Source organism: Devosia sp. GW821-FHT12F11, assembly GCF_058806655.1.
Genome location: NZ_JBXAPX010000006.1, coordinates 235,981 through 255,406 on the forward strand (window position 1 = coordinate 235,981; position 19,426 = coordinate 255,406).

Genomic DNA, 19,426 nt, shown 5'->3' on the forward strand with positions numbered 1-19,426 from the left:
ATATGTCGCTCGCCGCCATCGAGAGAAAGATCATCGCGCTCGAAGGCGAAATGCTCGCTGCGGTTACCCGCGAGGATTTCGAGACGGCGGCGCGGTTGCGCGATGAGATCGCGGCGATGAAGGGCGGCGCGGTCGTCCGCCAGCCGCCGCCAGGCGAGATGGGACTGGGCACGCAGGTCCCGGTGGTCGAGCCGCCGAAGGGCTGGAAGCGGCCGAAGAAGCCGGACTTGATGACCAATGTGAAGCCGCGGAAGCGGTAGCTACTTGTGGTAGTGGAAGCGGCACTGGGCGATCACGAGGTCGCCGTCGGTGACACGATAGACAAGTCGATGCTCCTCATCGATGCGGCGTGACCACCATCCCGAAAAGTCCTCGCGCAAGGCTTCCGGCTTGCCGATTCCGCTGTACGGCGAGCGAATGCAGTCCTCGATCAGGCGGTTGAGGCGTTTCAGAATGGCCCGGTCGTTCTGTGCCCAGTGCTGATAGTCCTCCCAGGCATCCTGGTCGAAGACGATCCTCACTCAATGAGCTTCCGGGCGGTACCGCCACCTGCGTCCAGCCGAGCGATCGCCTCTCGCAGCCGGCGCGCATTCTCGGGGCTCTTGAGCAAGTGCTGTGTCGCTTCCCAAGAGCCGAACTCCTCGAGCGACATCACGATCACTGCGGCCTTGCCGCCCGAGCGTGTGACGATCAGCGGTTCGCGATCGTTCTCGACGCGGTCGAGTTCGTTGGCGAGGTTTTTGCGGAAGTCGGTGGCATTGGTGGCACGCATGCGAATACTATACGCAATCACGTACAGAAATTCAACCTAAGCCCCGACCCGCTCGCCCGCCAGCTTCCGGATCTCCCTGAGCTCGCCGATCGTCGTTTCAAGATCGGCCTTCTGCCGCTCGAGCAGGTGCAGACGTTCATCCACCTTGGCGACCAGGAGCTTGGTCTGGGCGGTCTGCGATTGCGCGTCGTAGAGGCTCAGATAGTCCGAGATATCGCGCAGCGAGAAGCCCAGGCGCTTGCCGCGCAGGATCAGGATCAGCCGGGCGCGGTCGCGTCGGCGGAACACGCGGGTGCCGCCGACGCGCTCGGGGTTGAGCAGGCCCTTGGCCTCGTAGAAGCGGATGGCGCGGGTCGAGATGCCGAACTCCTGGCTGAGGTCGGCAATGGCGAACAGGTCGCGGTTTTCGGATTCAGGCCGGTTCATGCTTGTTCTTGCGCTGAGCGTATTCCTCGCGCAGCTCCTTCTTGCTCAGCTTGCCGATCAGGGTCTTGGGCAACTGGTCCTTGAAGATGATTTCCTTGGGCATCTCGATCTTGTTGAGCGTTTCGGCAAGGAATTTCTTGAGTTCAGCTTCGGTCGTCTGCTGCTCCGGTTTCAGTTTGACGAAGGCCACCGGCGCCTCGCCGCGATACTCGTCTGGCACGCCGATGACGTTGACCTCGTCTACCGCAGGGTGGTGCAGCATCGCTTCCTCGATGGTGCGCGGATAGACGTTGAAGCCGGAGCAGATGATCAGGTCCTTGATGCGATCGACGAGGAAGACGTAGCCATCGCTGTCGACATAACCGACGTCGCCGGTGCGCAGCCACCCGTCCATGAACGCATCTCTGGTCGCCTCGGGGTTGTTGTAATAGCCCAGCATCACCTGCGGGCCCTTCACCTGCAGCTCGCCGCGCTCGCCCAGCGGCACCGTTTCGCCGGTCTCGATATTGACGAAACGGATGTCGGTGCCGGGCAACGGCTGGCCGATCGACAACGGTTTGCTCGGCACACGCAGCGCCGCGCAGCACACCACCGGCGAGGCTTCAGTCAGCCCGTAGCCTTCGGCGAGCAGGGAGTTCGACACCTTGCTCCAGTTGTGGCGCACTTCGTCCGATAGCGGTGCGCCGCCCGAAACCGTCACCTCGACCGACACCAAGTGCGGTCTGGCCTTGTCGCCGGCCTTGGAGAGCGCCTGCACCAGGGTCGGCACTGCCGGCAGGATGTTGGCGCCGGTACGGCTCATCAGATCGAGGAAGGCCTTGAGCTCGAAGCGCGGCAGCATCACCACCTGGCCGCCCGCCGCCAGCGGCGTATTGAGGCAGGCCGTCATCGAGAAGATGTGGAAGAACGGCAGCACCGCGACGGTACGCGATGGCGACCTGAACAAGCCCAGCGCCCAGTGGTCGATCTGGCTGAGATTGGCCGCGATGTTGGCATGGCTCAGCATGGCGCCCTTGGGCAACCCGGTGGTGCCGCCGGTATATTGCTGCACGGCCACGTCCTTGGCGGCGTCGATCGGGACCGGAGCCGGGGTCAGCTTGCGGTCGATGAGCTTGTCGAAATGCACCACCTTGGCGGCGATGCGGCTTTTGTCCGGCTTGCTCAGGTCCTTGCCCTTGGCGACGCTGTAGAGCAGCTTCTTGAGGCCGGGCAGCGCATCGGGGAAATGGCAGACGATGAGCTTCTTGACGTGACCGGCGTCGACCAGTTCTTCGGCCTTCTCGAACAGGAGTTTCAGGTCGAGCGTCACCATCAGTTCGGCGCCGGAATTGCCGACGATGTGGCTCAGTTCCTTGACCGTGTAGAGCGGGTTGCAGTTGACCACGATGCCGCCGACCTTCAGCACGGCGTAATAAGCGATGACGTAGAACGGCGTATTGGGCAGCAGCAGCGCGACGCGCGTGCCTTTCCTGACCCCCAGTTCGCCCTGCAGCGCGCCGGCAAAGGCGTTGATCAGGCGGGCCAGTTCGCCGAAGCGGGTCTTCTTGCCTAGGAAATCCAGCGCATCGGCATCCGGGGTGCGCGCGCAGGTGGCGAGGACCGTCTCATGCACCGGTGTGGTGTCGATCGGCACATCCCAGGAAATGCCCGGGGGATAATGCTCGGTCCACGGGCGCGTGGCGCCCGCCGCGGTATTGGCCATCTTCTTCCTCCTCAGGCTTTTGGCGCCCGTTACCGTGAAATATCCCACCAATTGACGTTAGCGTCAAACCGGCGACGTAACCTTGTGAGCTATCCGGTTGCGGCGGGCAGGGAAGCGCGGTGGCCATTGCGACATGCAGTTAAGGTCCATTGGTTGACGTATACGTCAACCGTTGCTATTTTATGGTGATGGCGCCTGCCCGGGCAGTACAATCGGCAACAAGAATCGGACCGGGCGCGTTGTTGAGCGGGGGGCTCATCTCGCTTGTCGACGATGCGCCACGACCCTTGGTCGAGGAGAGATGTGCATGGTCTGGGCTCTGCTGATCCTGTCGATTGCCCTTTTCGCGGTGCTGGCGATGCGCCGTGCGCCGCTCTGGCAATGGGCGGTGGCGGCGCTGCTGATCGGGGTACTCACCCGCATCTCGACAGATAATGGTCTCTGGTTGATGACGGACCTGGTGGGCTGGGTCTTCGCCCTGCTGCCGGCAGTGATCCTCGGTCTGTTGTCCCTTGTGCCCGTCCGCAAGCTGGTCCTCTCCGGCCCGGCCTACGGCCTCGTCAAATCCATCCTGCCGCGCGTCAGCCGCACCGAGCAGGAGGCACTCGATGCCGGCACCGTCGGCTGGGACGCCGAGCTGTTCTCCGGGCGTCCGGACTGGAGCAAGCTGCTCGGGGTACGGAAGCCGACGCTTTCGACCGAAGAGCAGGCCTTCCTCGATGGGCCGTGCGAAAAAGTCTGCGCCATGATCGATGACTGGGACACGCGCAACAACCGCGCCGACATGCCTCCGGCGGTCTGGACCTATCTCAAGGAGCAGGGCTTTCTCGGCATGCTGATCGGCCGCGAGCACGGTGGCCTCGGCTTTTCGGCGCAGGCGCAGAGCCAGGTGGTTTCGAAAATCGCCTCGCGCTCGATCGCCGCCGGCATCACTGTGATGGTGCCCAACTCGCTCGGGCCGGGCGAGCTGCTCGAGAAATACGGCACCGAGGAACAGAAGAAGAAATATCTCAGCCGCCTCGCGAGGGGGCAGGAAGTCCCGTGCTTTGCGCTCACCGGCCCGCATGCGGGCTCCGATGCGGCGGGCATGCGCGATGTCGGCGTGGTCTGCTACGACATGTATGAGGGCAAGAAAACGCTGGGCGTGAAACTCAGCTGGGACAAGCGCTACATCACGCTGGCGCCGGTTGCGACGCTGCTCGGCCTCGCCTTCCACCTGCACGATCCCGAGCACCTGATCGGCGAGGTCGACAATATCGGCATTACGCTGGCGCTGGTCCCGGCCAAGCACAAGGGCGTCAAGATCGGCCGCCGCCATTATCCGGCGCGCTCGGCCTTCATGAACGGCCCGACGCAAGGCCGCAACGTCTTCATCCCGATGGATTTTCTGATCGGCGGCACCGAATATGCCGGGCAGGGCTGGCGCATGCTGATGGAGTGCCTCGCCACCGGCCGGGCCATCTCGCTGCCGGCCATCGGCACCGTCTCGATCAAGCACGCGCTGCGCGTCACCTCGGCCTATGCCCGCATCCGCCGGCAGTTCGGCATCCCGGTCGGCCTGATGGAGGGCGTGGCCGAGCCGCTGAGCCGTATGGTGCGCTTCGCCTACACTTACGAAGCGTCGCGCGGTCTCACCGCCTCAATGGTCGACGAGGGCCAGCGCCCTTCGGTGCTGTCGGCGCTGCTCAAGTACCGTACCACCGAGGCGATGCGGCTCGCCTTCAATGACGCCATGGACATCCATGGCGGCCGTGCCGTGCAGGATGGGCCCACCAACTACCTGTTCTCGGGTTACATGACGACGCCGGTGGCGATCACCGTCGAAGGCGCCAATATCCTGACCCGCACGCTGATCACCTTCGCGCAGGGGGCACTCCGGGCGCACCCGTATCTCTATGCCGAGATCTCGGCGGCGCAGAACAAGGACCGGAAGGCCGGCATCGCCGCTTTCGACAGCGCGTTCGCGGGCCATGCCAGCTTCATGCTGCGCAACATGGTCGGCAGTTTCCTCCACGCCATCAGCTTCGGGGCTTTCGCCTCGACCCCGGTCGATCACGAGATGGCGCGTTGGTACAAGCTGCTCAGCCGCTACAGCCAGAGCTTCGCGCTCTGCGGCGACTGGACGGTTGCCTTCCTCGGCGGCGACCTGAAGCGCAAGCAGCGGCTTTCGGGCCGCATGGCCGATATCCTCTCCGACCTTTACCTCTTCTCCTCGGTGCTGCGGCGCTATGAGGATGATGGGCGGCTCGCCGAGGATCGCCCGGTGGTCGAGGCGATCGCCCGCGACCTCTGCTATTCGCTCGAGCAGAGCTTTGCCGCGGTGTTCGCCAACTTCCCGAGCTTTGCGCTGAGGAACCTGATGCGGGTTCTGGTGTTCCCTCTCGGCCGCCACGCCAAGCCGGCTTCGGACCGCGAGACCTACCGGCTGGCCCGTTCGGTGATGCAGCCCGGCGCCTTCCGCGATCGGCTCACCAAGGGAACTTATGTCTCGATGGACCCCAAGGATCCGACCGGCGTACTGGAAGATGCACTGCTCAAGGTGACCGGTGCGGCCGAGATCGAAACCAAGTTCGTGCGCGCCATCAAGAAGGGCGTCGTCGAGCGCCGGCTCGATCGCGATGCGATCAGCGACGCGGTGGAGGCGGGCGTCCTGACCGAAGCCGAGGCCGCAACGCTCAGGCTCGCCGACCAGGCGACCGACCGGGTGATCAAGGTCGACGATTTCGATTTCGATGAACTCGGTTCCAAGCAATTGCGCCGCGAGCCGGCCGCCATCGACGCCGCAGCCGAGTAGAGACCCCGAAACGCTCTAGAGAACGAGGAGCCGGAAATGGCCCACCCGCAAATGCCGTCAAGCCGCGCCTGGAGCTTCGATCTCGATTTCGAGGGCATCGGCTGGCTCACCATCGATGTTCCCGATGCCCCGGTGAACACGCTGAGCCGCGAGACGCTGTCGGAGCTGGCGGGCATCGTCACGGCGCTCGAGCAACTGGCGGCATCGGGCGAACTCAAGGGCGTGGTGCTGCTGTCGGGCAAGGACTCCGGCTTCATCGCCGGCGCCGACGTCACCGAGTTCGACGACATGTCGGATCCCGGCGTGCTCAAGGCGGCGCTCGACCGGGCGCATGCGCTGTTCGACCGGATCGAAGCGCTGAAGGTGCCGGTGGTGGCTGGCATCCACGGCTTCTGCCTCGGTGGTGGGCTCGAGCTGGCGCTCAGCTGCCAATACCGGATCGCCGTCAATGACGACAAGACGCGCATCGGCTTCCCCGAGGTCGGTCTCGGCATCTTCCCGGGCTTCGGCGGTTCGGGCCGCTCGATCCGGCAGGCCGGACCGGTCGATGCGATGCAGATCATGCTGACCGGCAAGCTCCTGCGCGCCGGGCAGGCGCGGCGCATGGGGCTGGTCGACAAGCTTGTGCGCCACCGCGACACGCTGCGCTGGGAAGCGCGGAAGGCGGTGCTGCAGAACAAGAAGAGCAGCGAGGCGCCCTTCGCCAAGCGGGCCGCCGCTTTCGGTCCGGTGCGCGGCTATATCGCCAACAAGATGCGCGAAGAGGCCAGGAAGAAAGCCAACCCGGCGCACTTCCCGGCGCCCTATGCGCTGATCGACCTGTTCGAGGAACACGGCAACGACTGGCGCGCCATGATTGAGGGCGAGGCCGAGCGCTTCATCCCGCTGATGGAATCGCCGACCTCGAAGAACCTCCGCCGGGTGTTCTTCCTCTCCGAGGGCCTCAAGAAGCAGGGCGTGCGCGGCAACGACAAGCCGGTGTTCCGGCGCGTCCACGTGGTCGGCGCCGGCGTCATGGGTGGCGACATCGCCGCCTGGTGTGCGCTGCGCGGCATGGGCGTGACGCTGCAGGATCTCGACATGGAGCGCATCAAGCCGGCGCTCGAGCGGGCAAAGAAGCTGTTCAGCAAGCGCCTCCGTACCAAGACCGAGATCGACAACGCCGTCGCCCGGCTCGAGGCAGACGTCACCGGCAAGGGCATCGCCCGGGCCGACGTGATCATCGAGGCGGTGGTCGAAAAGCTCGAGATCAAACACAAGGTGTTCATCGACGCAGAGCTCAAAGCGAAGCCCGGAGCGATCCTCGCCACCAATACGTCCTCGATCGAGCTCGAGCGCATTGCCGAAGGGTTGACCAACCCGAGCCGGCTGGTCGGGCTGCACTTCTTCAACCCGGTGGCGCAGCTGCCGCTGGTCGAGGTGATCCGCTCGAGCTTCAACTCCGATGACGACATCGCCCGCGGCGCCAGCTTCGCGCTCGCCATCGGCAAATCACCGGTGGTGGTGAAATCGGCCCGCGGTTTCCTCGTCAACCGGGTGCTGATGCCCTACATGCTCGCCGCGGTGCAGCGGGTCGAGGGCGGGGCGAACAAGGAACAGATCGACGCTGCGGCCGTCGCCTTCGGCATGCCGATGGGTCCGATCGAGCTGATGGACACCGTCGGGCTCGATGTCGGCAAGTTCGTTGCCGAGGAGTTGGGCAGCCCGGTGTCGCCCGCCAGCGATTTCGCCCGGCTGATCGCCGAGAACAAGCTGGGCCGCAAGACCGGGCAGGGGTTCTACACCTGGACCAACGGCAAGGCAGTGAAGGGCGAGGTACCGCCGCATCCGGATCTGGCTGCGCTGGGCCGCGAGCTGGTGCAGCCGCTGGTCGATGCCACCGAAATCGCCGTGGCCGAGGGCGTCGTCGCCTCGGCCGACCTCGCCGATATCGGCGTCATCTATGGGACCGGTTTCGCGCCGTTCCTCGGAGGGCCGATGCAGGCCCGCAAGGACGGGAGAGCCTGAGATGGCCGAACTGCGCAAAGTCGCCATCGTGGGCTCGGCCCGCATTCCCTTCGCTCGTGCCTATACCGGCTATGCCGAGGAGGGAAACCTCTCGATGCTCGGGGCGGCGCTGGGTGGCCTCGTCGACAAGTACAACCTGAGGGGTGAGGCGATCGGCGAAGTCATGGCCGGCGCCGTGCTCAGCCACAGCCGCGATTTCAACCTTGCTCGCGAGGCGAGCCTCGATGCGGGCCTCTCACCCCGCACCCCCGGCACCAATGTGCAGATCGCCTGCGGCACCTCGCTGCAGGCGGCGCTGTCGCTGGGCGCCAAGATCGCTACCGGCGAGATCGACAGCGCCATCGCCGCCGGTTCCGACACGGTGTCTGACAGCCCGGTGGTGTTCGGGGACAAGTTCCAGCATCGCATGATCGAGCTCAGCCGGGCCCGCACCACCGGCGAGAAGTTCAAGGTGTTCAAAGGCTTCAACCTCGGCGAGCTGACCCCGATCGCGCCCTCGACGCAGGAGCCGCGTACCGGGTTGTCGATGGGCCAGCATTGCGAGCTGATGGCCCGGCAGTGGGAGATTTCGCGCGAGGAGCAGGATGCGCTGGCGCTGAAAAGCCACCAGAACGCTGCCCGCGCCTATGACGAAGGCTTCCACGACGACCTGATCGTGCCGTTCGCCGGGGTGCTGAAGGACAATAATGTCCGCGCCGACACCAGCCTCGAAAAGATGGCGACGATGAAGCCTGCCTTCGACAAGAGCTCCGGCAAGGGGACGCTCACTGCCGCCAATTCCACTCCGCTCACCGACGGCGCGGCTTCCGTGCTGCTGGCCAGCGAAGAGTGGGCTCGAGCCCGTGGGCTGCCGGTGCTCGCCTACCTCACCCTCGGCCAGGTGGCGGCCAACGACTTCGCCCATGGTGAGGGCCTGCTGATGGCGCCGACCATTGCCGCCTCGGAAATGCTGCGCCGCTCCAACCTCAGCTTTGCCGATATCGATCTGTTCGAAATCCACGAGGCCTTTGCCGCCCAGGTCCTGGCGACGCTCAAGGCGTGGCGCGACCCCGACTACAACCGCAATGTGCTCGGTCGCGAGATCCCGCTGGGCGAGATCGACCCCGACAAGATCAATACCAAGGGCTCGAGCCTCGCCTATGGCCACCCCTTCGCCGCCACCGGCGCCCGCATCCTCGGCCTTACCGCCAAGTTGCTCAACAGCTCCGAAAAGCAGCGCGCCCTGATCTCGGTCTGCACCGCCGGCGGCATGGGCGTCACCGCGCTGGTCGAGCGCGCGGCGTGAGAACTATCCACAGCCAAGTATAGTTTCGCACGCCTCGTGTAACACTTGACGCTTACGTCAATGTCCCGCTTGTCAGCGAAAACCTGATGCCATAGGGTCCGTACCCAATCCGGCGGTTCCGACCAGTCCGGCCAAAATGAGGCATGGCATGCTAATCGCCGGCCCACGTCAGGAAATGTCTTTCAAGGAGATGGGACAACAATGAAAATAACACAGGTCCTCAAAGCGGTGACGGCCGCCGGCGCGTTAGCGCTGATGATGTCGAGCGCGGCTCTCGCCGTGACGCTCAACCTGGGCAATGGCGGCGAGCCCGGCTCGCTCGACCCGCACAAGGTTTCGGGCGACTGGGAGAACCGCATCGTTTCCGAATATCTCGAAGGCCTCGTGACCGAGGATGCCCAGGCCAAGGCAGTCGCCGGCCAGGCGGAATCGTGGACCATCTCCGACGACGGCCTCGTCTATACCTTCAAGATCCGCGGCGATGCCGTGTGGTCGGACAACGTGCCGGTGACGGCGCAGAACTGGGTCGACGCCTTCCAGCGCCTGTTCGACCCCAAGACCGCGTCCGAGTACGCGTACCTGCAGTACCCGATCAAGAACTCGTCCAAGATCGCGGCCGGCGAGATCACCGATTTCAGCCAGCTCGGTGTGAAGGCCGTCGACGACAAGACGCTCGAGATCACGCTTGAAGCAGCAACGCCGTTCTTCCTCGATGCGCTCGCGCACTACACCGCCTTCCCGATCCGCAAGGACATCATCGAGAAGTTCGGCGACCAGTGGACGCAGCCCGAGAACATCGTCGGCAACGGCCCCTACAAGATCGTCGAGTGGGTTCCGGGCTCGTATCTGCGTGGCGTCAAGTCCGATACCTACTATGGCAAGGACAGCCTGAAGATCGATGAGATCCGCTGGGACAACACCGAGGACCTGACCGCGGCGCTGAACCGCTATCGCGCCGGTGAGCTCGATATCCTCACCGACTTCCCCGCCGACCAGTACAAGTTCCTGCAGGACAACTACCCGGGCCAGGCCCATGTGGCGCCGTTCCTGGGCATCTACTACTACGTGCTGAACCAGGAAAAGCCGCCGCTGGACAACATCAACATCCGCAAGGCCCTGTCGATCTCGGTGCTGCGTGATGTGATCGGTCCGGACGTGCTGGGCACCGGCGAACTGCCGGCCTATGGCTGGGTCCCGCCGGGTACCGGCAACTACGAAGGCACTCCCTATGCGCCGGATTGGGCCGAGATGCCCTATGACCAGCGCGTCGAGGAAGCCAAGAAGCTGATGGCCGAAGCCGGCTACGGCCCGGACAAGCCGCTGAAGCTGCAGCTGCGCTACAACACCAACGAGAACCACCAGCGCATCGCCGTGGCCATCTCCGACATGTGGAAGCAGATCGGCGTCGAAGTCGAACTGTTCAACGCCGAAACCGCCGTGCACTACGATGCGCTGCGTGCCGGTGACTACAATGTCGGCCGCGCCGGCTGGCTGCTCGACTATGATGATCCGTCCAACACCCTTGACCTGCTGAAGACCGGCACCAAGGGCAGCGACGGCACCATCAACTGGGGCAACAACTACGGCCGCTACTCGGATCCCAAGTTCGACGAGCTGATGACCGCAGCCTCGAGCGAGCTCGACCTGGTCAAGCGCGCCGGCCAGATGCACGAAGCCGAGCAGATCGCCATGGACGCCTTTGCGGCCATCCCGATCTACTGGTACGTGTCCAAGAACGTCGTCTCGCCCAAGATCACGGGCTTCGAAGACAACGCCAAGGACATTCACCGTGTCCGCTGGATGACTAAGTCGGAATAACCGGCTCAACAGGGACCGCGGGGCTTAACCCCGCGGTCCCAGATTGCATTTTGCCGCCGGCTTACGGCGTTGCCCCGCGGGCTGGCGGGAAAGGTCACACACAACATGTTCGGTTATGCGCTGAGGCGCGTGCTTACGGCTATTCCGATCGTGCTCATCACGATTACGGTTTGCTTCTTCATTTTGCGGCTGGCGCCCGGCGGTCCCTTCGACGGTGAACGCGCGCTGCCCCCCGACCAGCTGAAGAACCTGCGCGCCTACTACCATCTCGACGAACCGCTGATCATGCAGTTTTTCGGCTATATCGGCGGCGTGCTGCGCGGCGATTTCGGTCCTTCGATGGTGATGAAGGATTTCAACGTCTCGCGCCTCATCGGCATCGGGCTGCCTTTCACCCTGATGCTCGGCTTCTCAGCCTTCGTAGTGGGCACCATCGGCGGCATGGTCGCCGGCGCGGTTGCCGCGGTGAACCAGAACAAGTGGCCGGATTACCTGCTGGTCGCCATCGTTCTGGTCGGCATCATTATCCCGAACTTCCTGATGGCCAACCTGGTGCAGCTGTTCTTTGGCGTGTACCTCAAATGGCTGCCGGTCGGCGGCTACCAGCCCGGCTCGCTGATCCACCTGGTGCTGCCGATCTTCATCCTGGCGTTGCCGCATGGCGGGCGTGTCGCCCGGCTGGTGCGCGGCTCCATGATCGAGGTGTTGGGCACCAACTATGTGCGGACCGCCCGCTCCAAGGGCCTCGGCACGAGGCTGATCCTCGCCCGGCATGCGCTGAAGCCGGCGCTCCTGCCGGTGGTCTCCTATCTTGGCCCCGGCCTTTCCTACCTCCTCACCGGCTCGCTGGTGGTGGAGCAGGTGTTCTCGCTGCCGGGTATCGGCAAGTACTTCATTACCGCCGCGCTCAACCGTGATTACGGTCTCGTGCTCGGCACGACCATTCTCTACGTTTTCATCATCCTGGCGCTGAATCTGCTCGTCGATATCCTCTACGCCTGGCTCGATCCCAAGGTGAGGTACCGCTGATGGCCGGGATTACTGGCAAGGACGCGGCGCTGACCGCCTACGCCGACGCACTGGCGGCCGAAGCGCCCAAGGGGCGCTCGCTGACCCAGGATGCGCTCAGGCGCCTGTTCAACAACAAGGCCGCGCTGGTCTCGATCTTCGTCCTGATCGCCATCGTGCTGTTCGCACTGATCGGGCCGTATTTCCTGCCCTGGGCGTACGACAAGATCGACTGGGCCGGCATCCGCAAGCCACCCGACTGGGCCAAGGGCCACTATTTCGGCACCGACCAGAACGGCCGCGACATGCTGGCCCGCACGCTGCAGGGCACGCAGATGTCGCTGCTGGTGGCGGCCGTCGCCACCTTCGTTTCGGTGGTGATCGGCATCCTCTATGGCGCCATCGCCGGCTATTTCGGCGGCAAGGTCGACGCCATCATGATGCGCTTCGTCGATATCATGTACGCGCTGCCCTACATCCTGTTCGTGATTATCCTGGTGGTGATCTTCGGGCGCTCGCCGGTGCTGCTGTTCGTGGGCATCGGGTGCCTCGAATGGCTGACCATGGCGCGTATCGTCCGCGGGCAGACGCTGTCGATCAAGCAGCGCGAGTTCATCGAGGCGGCGAAGGCCGGTGGGGCAGGGCCCTTCACCATCATCTTCCGCCATATCGTACCCAACCTCACCGGTCCGGTGGTGATCTATGCGACGCTCACCATTCCCGAGATCATCATCACGGAGAGCTTCCTCTCCTATCTCGGCCTCGGTGTGCAGGAACCGCAGACCTCGCTCGGCACGCTGATCTCGTTCGGCGCTCCGGTTGCCGAGGCGCTGCCGTGGATGCTGTTCACCCCGGCCGCCATCCTCGTCACCATGCTGCTCTGCCTGTCGTATCTGGGCGACGGCCTGCGTGACGCGCTCGACCCCAAGGACCGATAGGCAAGGACCGATAGATATGGCCAATGTGCTTGTCGTCGACAATCTCGACGTAACCTTCGCGCTGCACCAATCCGAGGTGAAGGCGGTTTCCGACCTCGATTTCACCCTCGCCGAGGGTGAGACGCTCGCCGTGGTGGGCGAGAGCGGCTCCGGCAAGAGCCAAGCCTTCCTCTCCATCATGGGGCTGCTCGCCCGCAACGGCAAAGCCTCGGGCCGGGCCATGCTCGGCGATGTGAACCTCATCGGCATGGCGCCCGACCGGCTGGACAATTATCGCGGCAAGGATATCGCGATGATCTTCCAGGATCCGATGACCTCGCTGAACCCGACGCTCAGGGTCAAGACGCAACTCGCCGAAGTGCTGGTGCGCCACCAGGGCTATTCGGCCGAGAAAGCCCACCGCGCCGTCATCGAGATGCTCGAGCGGGTCGGCATTCCCGAACCGGTGAAGCGCGCCAATGCCTATCCGCACGAGCTCTCGGGCGGCATGCGGCAGCGCGTGATGATCGCCATGGCGCTGCTCTGCAAGCCCAAGGTGCTGATCGCGGACGAACCGACCACGGCGCTCGACGTGACCGTGCAGGCGCAGATGCTCGACCTGTTCAAGAACCTCACCAATGATTTCGGCACCGCGCTGGTGCTGATCACCCACGACCTGGGCGTGGTGGCCGGCGTCGCCGACCGGATGATGGTGATGTATGGCGGCCGCTGCATCGAGAAGGGGCCGACCGACACGCTGTTCTACGATCCGCGCCATCCCTACACGCTGGGGCTGCTGCATTCGACGCCGCATGTCGCCAAGCGCGCCAAGCGCCTCGATCCGATCCAGGGCTTGCCGCCCAGCCTCGAGCACCTGCCCAAGGGCTGCGCTTTCCACCCGCGCTGCGCTTTCCGCTTCGAGCGCTGCTTCGAAGAACGGCCGCCACTGCTGCCGGTCGAGGACGTGCGCGAAAAGGCCTGCTGGTACCAGGGCGAACTCAAGTATGAGGCGGTCGCATAATGCTCGATCGTACCGAAGACCTGTTGAAGATCGAGAACCTCTCGAAGAACTTCTCCATCTCCGCCGGACTGTTCGCCAAGCCCTTCCAGCTGCGCGCGCTGCAGGACATCAACTTCACCGTCAAGCGCGGCGAAACGCTCGGCATCGTGGGGGAGAGTGGTTGCGGCAAGTCGACCCTCGGCCGCTGCATCCTGCAGCTCCTTACCCCCGACGAGGGCCGCGTCCTGTGGCTGGGGCAAGACATCACCAAGCTGCCGGCCGAGGAAATGCGGAAGAAGCGCCGCGACCTGCAGATCATTTTCCAGGATCCGCTGGCCTCGCTCAACCCGCGTATGACGGTGGGCGAGATCATCGCCGATCCGCTCAGGACACTGATGCCCGAGATCGACGCCAAGGGCCGGCGCGAGCGGGTGCTGAGGACCATGGAGGCGGTGGGCCTCCTGCCGGAGATGATCAACCGCTATCCGCACGAATTCTCGGGCGGGCAGGCGCAGCGTATCGGCATCGCCCGGGCACTGATCAGCGAGCCCAAGCTGATCGTCTGCGACGAGCCGGTGTCGGCGCTCGATGTCTCGATTCAGGCGCAGATCCTCAACCTGCTCAGCGATCTCAAGGATGAGTTCGGGCTGACGCTGATCTTCATTTCGCACAACCTGAGCGTGGTGCGGCACGTTTCCGACCGCATTCTCGTGCTCTATCTCGGCCGGATCGTCGAACTCGCCGACGGCGACGACCTCTATGAGGATCCCAAGCACCCCTACACGCGGGCGCTGCTGACGGCGGTGCCGATCCCCGATCCGAAACGGGCGCGACAACGCACCATCGAGGGGCTGGTGGGGGAAATCCCCTCGCCGATCAACCAGCCCTCAGGCTGTACCTTCCGGACGCGGTGTCGCTATGCGGAAGAGCGTTGTGCCCAGGTCAGGCCGCCGCTCGAGACACTCGCCAACGGCCGGCGCGTCGCCTGCATCCGCTGGCAGGAGCTCGACCTCAAGCCGGGCGCTTGAACCGAAAGCGCCCTAGCCTCTCGAGCGGCGCTCGCCGCCCTTGTAGTCGGCGCGTTTGCGCCGGCGATCCGGCCCGACAAAGGCCTCGGCCTCGATGAAGGCGCGAGGGGCGGTCAGGATGGCGACGAGCCGGCTCTCGACGTGCTGGGTGGCGAAGGGCTTGCGCAGGAACTCGGTGACGCCGGCATCGCGCGCCGCGGCGATCTCGGTGGCATCGGGAGCGGCCGACATCATGATGACCGGGGTGTCGCGGTTCAGCCCTTCGGATGCGGCGCGCAGCGCCTTCACCATGGTGACGCCGTTCATCGGCGCCAGCACGTCGTTCATCATGATGGCGCCGAAGCGGTGGGTCTGCAGCAGCACGGCTGCGCCGTCGGAGCTCTGCACCTCATCGATGCGGCGTACCTTGAGGTGGCGCAGCATCTGGCCGATCAGCGCTCCCATGTGCGGCGAGGGATCGACCACGAGCACATCGAGCTTGGAAAAGCTGGGTTTCTGCATTCGGTGAGTGTCGCATTGGCGCCTTGCCGGCCGGTTAACCGCCATAGCCCGTAAAACCGGCGGAAGGGCGTTGACAGCAAGGGTTTTTGCCCTTAATCACGGCCCCAATTCGAGGGCGCGCGGCGCCTGTTTTTATTTCAGTTCCGAGGTTCGGCATGAAAGTCACCAATTCGCTCAAGGCTCTGATGGGTCGCCATCGCGCCAACAAGCTCGTGCGCCGCCGCGGCCGCGTGTACATCATCAACAAGGTGGACAAGCGCTACAAGGCCCGCCAGGGCTGAGCTGCTGCTCACGACTGATAGTTTGAAGGCCCGCGCAAGCGGGCCTTTTTGCTTTGGCCGTCCCTCCCTTTGGAGGGCACGTAACTCGCCTAACCACCAGCTGTCATCCCTGCGAAAGCAGGGACCCAACTCTCCACTGGCACGGGCTGAGAAATGGGTCCCTGCTTTCGCAGGGATGACACCGGGGAGGGGAGGTCTGCACCCCCCCGCCGATGTCTCTCTCGGTCGGCCCTGCCTACGCCGCAAACCCGGCGATGATCCTGAGCCACGAGCGGATGCCCTTGTGGAAGCTCGTGAGGTTGTACTTCTCGTTGGGCGAGTGGATGCGGTCGTCGTCGAGCGCGAAGCCGATCAGCAGCGTATCGAGCCCGAGAGTCTTCTTGAATTCGCCGGCTACCGGGATCGAGCCGCCCGAACCGATCAGCGCGGCCTCGTTGCCCCACTCGTCCTTCAGCGCGGCCGCGGCCTTGGCGACGAACGGACCGTCGGTCGGCACCGACACCGCCGGCGCGCCGCCGTGCTCGTGAAAGCTCGCCGTGGCGTCGGGCGGCAGCCGGTCGGTGACGTGCTTGCGGAACGCGGCCCGAATCTTCCTGGGGTCCATGCCGGAAACCAGCCGGAACGAAATCTTGGCGCTGGCCTTGGCCGGGATCACCGTCTTGAAGCCATCGCCGGTATAGCCGCCGGTGATGCCGTTGATCTCGCAGGTCGGGCGTGCGCGGGTCTGCTCGAGCACCGAGCGCCCCTGTTCGCCGGCCGGCGTGGTCAGCCCGGCCCCGCGCATGAAGGCCGCCTCGTCATAGGGCAGGCGCTTCCACTGCGCCGCGATCTCGGGCGGCAGCTCGGCGACATCGTCGTAAAAGCCTTCCAGCGCCACGCTGCCATCGGGGTTGCGCAGCGAGGCGATGATGTCGGCCAGCACCTGGATCGGATTGCGGGCAGCATTGCCGTACATGCCGGAATGGAGGTCATGGCTGGCACAGGTGATCACCACCTCTTCGCCGACCAGGCCGCGCAGCGAGGTGACGATGGCCGGCGTGTCGCGGTTCCACAGGTCGGTGTCGCAGACCAGTGCGATGTCGGCGCTGCCGAGCTCGGCCTTATTGGCCTCGAGGAAGCCTGGCAGGCTCTTGCCGCCCGACTCTTCCTCGCCCTCGAAGAACAGGGTCACCTTGATCGGCAGCGGCCCGTTCACCGCCTTCCAGGCGCGGCAGGCCTCGACGAAGGTCAGGAGTTGCCCCTTGTCGTCTGAGGTGCCGCGCCCGACGATGCGGGTCTCACCGTCCTCGCCCTTGACCAGCGTCGCGGTGAACGGGTCAGTGTGCCACAGATTGAGTGGGTCGACCGGCTGCACGTCGTAATGGGCGTAGAACAGCACATGCGGTCCATCAGCTGCCTGATCATGCGCCACCACCATCGGGTGTCCCGGCGTCGGGCGCACCGAAGCATCAAAGCCCAGCGCATTGAGGTCGGCCGCCAGCCAGTCCGCCGCCTTGTGCACCTCATCGGTATAGGCCGGGTCGGTGGAAATCGACTTGATGGCCACCAGCGTCTTCAGCCGCGCGACGCTGTCGTCGAGATGGGCGTCGGCATGGGCGAGGGCAGCGTCGAGGGCGGTGGACATCAGGGCAATCCGTTACTGAAAGCGAAAATCCCTCCCCCGGTCGGGGGAGGGATCGAGAAGGTACAGCCTAGGCAGTCAGGATCAAGAGGATCCAGCGCCGTCCTGGCGGACGAAGGCGATGCGCAGCATGTTGGTGGCGCCAGGCGTACCCAGCGGGATGCCGGCGGTGATGGCGATGCGGTCGCCCGGGCGCGCAAGGCCCTCGTTGTAGGCGATGACGCAGGCGCGATCGACCATGTCCTCAAGGTTCACCGCATCGGGCGATTCCACGCAGTGAATGCCCCAGACCACCGACAGGCGGCGGACTGTACGAAGGTTCGGCGACAGCGCGAGGATCGGCTTGCTGGGCCGCTCACGGGCCGCGCGGATAGCGGTCGAGCCGGACGAGGTGTAGGTGACGATGGCTGCCAGATCGAGCGTCTCGGCGACCTGGCGGGTCGCTGCGGAGATGGCGTCGGCGGCAGTCGCCTCGGGCTCGGCGGCCTGGGCACGGATGATGCCGCGATAGTTCGGATCGCCTTCGACCGCCACGGCGACCTTGTTCATCATGGCCACGGCTTCGACCGGGTACTGGCCCGAGGCGCTTTCGGCCGAGAGCATGACCGCGTCAGCACCTTCGAACACGGCGATCGACACGTCCGACACTTCGGCGCGGGTCGGCACCGGCGAGGTGATCATCGATTCCAGCATCTGGGTGGCGACCACCACGGGCTTGCCGTAGCGGCGGGCGATACGGATCATGCGCTTCTGCAGGCCAGGGACCTGCTCGAGCGGCATTTCCACCCCTAGGTCGCCGCGCGCCACCATGAAGGCATCGCAGAGCTTGATGATCTCTTCGAGCCGTTCCACCGCCTGCGGCTTCTCGATCTTGGCCATGACGCCGGCGCGGCCCTGGACGATCTTGCGGATGTCGATGATGTCTTCGGGGCGCTGCACGAAGCTGACGGCGATCCAGTCGGCTTCCGCCTCGAGCCCCTTCAGCAGATCGGCGTGGTCCTTCTCGGTCAGCGCGCCCATCGGCAGGAGCGTGTCGGGCAGGCTCACGCCCTTCTTGTCGCTTAGCTTGCCGCCGTAGATCACCTCGGTCTCGACCTGCCCGCCGCCGACCTTGGTGGCCCTCAGCTGGAGCTTGCCGTCATCGAGCAGCAGGCGATCGCCCACCGAGACGGACTCGAGGATTTCGGGGTGCGGCAGGAACACGCGCTCGGCAGTGCCCGGAGCTTCGGAACTGTCGAGGGTGAACCTGGCGCCTGCCACCAGTTGCACCGCGCCTTCGGCGAAGCGGCCGACGCGGAGCTTCGGCCCCTGCAGGTCGACCAGGATGCCGATCGGGTGGTGCAGCCGCGCCTCGACATTGCGGATATAGCCGACGGTCTGCTTCAGCAGCTCGTGGCTGGCGTGGCTCATGTTGATGCGGAAAACGTCCGCGCCGGCCCGCGCCAGCTTCTCGATCGTGGCTTCATCGTTGGACGCGGGGCCCAGGGTGGCGACGATCTTCACGCGTCTCAAGCGTCTCATTCGGAATCTGCACCTTCATCAGTAGGAGTGTCGCCGGCCGGCTGGTCGCCGCCGTCGCTAGGCAGGTCGCCCTCGAGTGGCACGGTTTCGCCGGTGGCGTCGGTGTCGCCGCCTACGACCTCGCCATCAGTCAGCTGCAACGTCCAGTCGCTGCGATTGTTGGTATCGACTTCGAAGAAGCCGGTGCGTTCGTAGCCGCGCGCCAGGCAATCCTCAACACCGAAGATGGTGAAGGTCTCGTCGCGGGTGCACATGAAGACGCTGCCGTCCCAGGCACCGCCGCTGACATCGTCGGCGGCGTACACATAGTAGTAGCGGCGGGCTTCGAGGTTGCCGCGGTAGATGGTGACGCAGTTATCGGGCTCGGCCACCCACCAGCCTTCGGATTGCCAGCCCTTCTCGGCGCGATAGCCGAAGGCCACGGATACCTTGTTGGCCGTCTCGTTGCAGACCCGGAAGCTGCCTTCGCCGGGTGCGGCGCTCTGGTCGGCCGGGGTTTGAGACTGCGCCTGCTGGGCCTGAGCTGAGGCAGCACTGAGCGGCGCGTCGGCACGCGGCAGGAAGATCCAGATGGTGATGGCTACGAACGCGGCGGCGAGCACACCAGCGATGGCCAGGATGTAGCGCAATGGACCGTCCGGGTTGGATTGCCTGAAATCGTTTGCAGCGCGCGAGGTGTTTGTGCTCAGCGCTCCGCCCGCTGTCAACCGGTAAACGCGGCTTTTGTCGGAATTACGAAACTGGC

At 64.8% G+C, this 19,426-nt stretch carries 18 protein-coding genes; 10 read left to right on the top strand and 8 right to left on the bottom strand.

What is annotated here, in order from left to right:
* Positions 1 to 2 precede the first annotated feature (2 nt).
* Complete coding sequence (locus AC1ROK_RS18750) at positions 3 to 260, top strand: UvrB/UvrC motif-containing protein (RefSeq protein ID WP_492849681.1); 258 nt, start codon at positions 3 to 5, stop codon at positions 258 to 260.
* On the opposite strand, the gene AC1ROK_RS18755 is transcribed toward AC1ROK_RS18750, so the two are convergent.
* From AC1ROK_RS18755 to AC1ROK_RS18770, 4 genes are read right to left on the bottom strand one after another with little or no spacing between them, the layout of a single operon-like run.
* Positions 261 to 521 (bottom strand): Txe/YoeB family addiction module toxin, encoded by a 261-nt coding sequence (locus AC1ROK_RS18755; RefSeq protein WP_492849683.1) that lies wholly within the window; start codon positions 519 to 521, stop codon positions 261 to 263.
* A complete protein-coding gene (locus tag AC1ROK_RS18760; RefSeq protein WP_492849685.1) occupies positions 518 to 772 on the bottom strand; it encodes a type II toxin-antitoxin system Phd/YefM family antitoxin in 255 nt (84 codons plus the stop codon). The genes AC1ROK_RS18755 and AC1ROK_RS18760 overlap by 4 nt, the downstream gene beginning before the upstream one ends.
* Positions 773 to 808: 36 nt before the next feature.
* The gene (locus AC1ROK_RS18765; RefSeq protein WP_055882993.1) at positions 809 to 1,198 is read right to left on the bottom strand and encodes a MerR family transcriptional regulator; all 390 of its coding nucleotides are present in this window, start codon (positions 1,196 to 1,198) and stop codon (positions 809 to 811) included.
* Positions 1,185 to 2,900 carry a long-chain-fatty-acid--CoA ligase gene (locus AC1ROK_RS18770; RefSeq protein ID WP_492849687.1) on the bottom strand — a complete coding sequence of 572 codons (1,716 nt, stop codon included), beginning with the start codon at positions 2,898 to 2,900 and terminating at the stop codon, positions 1,185 to 1,187. The genes AC1ROK_RS18765 and AC1ROK_RS18770 overlap by 14 nt, the downstream gene beginning before the upstream one ends.
* A 307-nt stretch (positions 2,901 to 3,207) precedes the next feature.
* On the opposite strand from AC1ROK_RS18770, the gene AC1ROK_RS18775 reads away from it, so the two are divergent.
* From AC1ROK_RS18775 to AC1ROK_RS18810, 8 genes are all read left to right on the top strand, one after another.
* Positions 3,208 to 5,694 carry an acyl-CoA dehydrogenase gene (locus tag AC1ROK_RS18775; protein ID WP_492849689.1) on the top strand — a complete coding sequence of 829 codons (2,487 nt, stop codon included), beginning with the start codon at positions 3,208 to 3,210 and terminating at the stop codon, positions 5,692 to 5,694.
* Positions 5,695 to 5,730: 36 nt separating this feature from the next.
* The gene (locus AC1ROK_RS18780) at positions 5,731 to 7,701 is read left to right on the top strand and encodes a 3-hydroxyacyl-CoA dehydrogenase NAD-binding domain-containing protein (protein ID WP_492849691.1); all 1,971 of its coding nucleotides are present in this window, start codon (positions 5,731 to 5,733) and stop codon (positions 7,699 to 7,701) included.
* Between the two features lies 1 nt (position 7,702).
* Positions 7,703 to 8,986, top strand: a complete 1,284-nt coding sequence (locus AC1ROK_RS18785; RefSeq protein ID WP_492849693.1) for an acetyl-CoA C-acetyltransferase — start codon at positions 7,703 to 7,705, stop codon at positions 8,984 to 8,986.
* Positions 8,987 to 9,193: 207 nt separating this feature from the next.
* The gene (locus AC1ROK_RS18790; RefSeq protein ID WP_492850018.1) at positions 9,194 to 10,804 is read left to right on the top strand and encodes a peptide ABC transporter substrate-binding protein; all 1,611 of its coding nucleotides are present in this window, start codon (positions 9,194 to 9,196) and stop codon (positions 10,802 to 10,804) included.
* Positions 10,805 to 10,909: 105 nt separating this feature from the next.
* Positions 10,910 to 11,833, top strand: a complete 924-nt coding sequence (locus AC1ROK_RS18795) for an ABC transporter permease (protein ID WP_492849695.1) — start codon at positions 10,910 to 10,912, stop codon at positions 11,831 to 11,833.
* Entirely contained in the window at positions 11,833 to 12,750 is a 918-nt protein-coding gene (locus AC1ROK_RS18800) for an ABC transporter permease (protein WP_492849697.1), read from the top strand. The genes AC1ROK_RS18795 and AC1ROK_RS18800 overlap by 1 nt, the downstream gene beginning before the upstream one ends.
* Positions 12,751 to 12,766: 16 nt before the next feature.
* Positions 12,767 to 13,750, top strand: coding sequence for an ABC transporter ATP-binding protein (locus AC1ROK_RS18805; protein WP_492849699.1), 984 nt, complete (start codon positions 12,767 to 12,769; stop codon positions 13,748 to 13,750).
* Positions 13,750 to 14,757 (top strand): ABC transporter ATP-binding protein, encoded by a 1,008-nt coding sequence (locus tag AC1ROK_RS18810; RefSeq protein ID WP_492849701.1) that lies wholly within the window; start codon positions 13,750 to 13,752, stop codon positions 14,755 to 14,757. Before AC1ROK_RS18805 ends, AC1ROK_RS18810 begins: the two co-directional genes overlap by 1 nt.
* Positions 14,758 to 14,769: 12 nt before the next feature.
* On the opposite strand, the gene AC1ROK_RS18815 is transcribed toward AC1ROK_RS18810, so the two are convergent.
* A complete protein-coding gene (locus AC1ROK_RS18815; protein ID WP_492849703.1) occupies positions 14,770 to 15,258 on the bottom strand; it encodes a response regulator in 489 nt (162 codons plus the stop codon).
* Between the two features lie 155 nt (positions 15,259 to 15,413).
* Here AC1ROK_RS18815 and ykgO point away from each other — a divergent pair, with 155 nt between their 5' ends.
* Positions 15,414 to 15,539, top strand: coding sequence for a type B 50S ribosomal protein L36 (gene ykgO / locus AC1ROK_RS18820; RefSeq protein ID WP_055046235.1), 126 nt, complete (start codon positions 15,414 to 15,416; stop codon positions 15,537 to 15,539).
* A 235-nt stretch (positions 15,540 to 15,774) separates the two neighbouring features.
* On the opposite strand, the gene AC1ROK_RS18825 is transcribed toward ykgO, so the two are convergent.
* The 3 genes from AC1ROK_RS18825 to AC1ROK_RS18835 form a co-directional block, all read right to left on the bottom strand.
* On the bottom strand, positions 15,775 to 17,163 hold the full coding sequence (locus tag AC1ROK_RS18825; protein WP_492849706.1) for a M20/M25/M40 family metallo-hydrolase: 1,389 nt from the start codon (positions 17,161 to 17,163) through the stop codon (positions 15,775 to 15,777).
* 81 nt (positions 17,164 to 17,244) lie between these two features.
* Positions 17,245 to 18,681 (bottom strand): pyruvate kinase, encoded by a 1,437-nt coding sequence (pyk, locus tag AC1ROK_RS18830; protein ID WP_492849708.1) that lies wholly within the window; start codon positions 18,679 to 18,681, stop codon positions 17,245 to 17,247.
* Positions 18,678 to 19,310 carry a DUF1036 domain-containing protein gene (locus AC1ROK_RS18835; protein WP_492849710.1) on the bottom strand — a complete coding sequence of 211 codons (633 nt, stop codon included), beginning with the start codon at positions 19,308 to 19,310 and terminating at the stop codon, positions 18,678 to 18,680. Before AC1ROK_RS18835 ends, pyk begins: the two co-directional genes overlap by 4 nt.
* Positions 19,311 to 19,426: the final 116 nt, after the last annotated feature.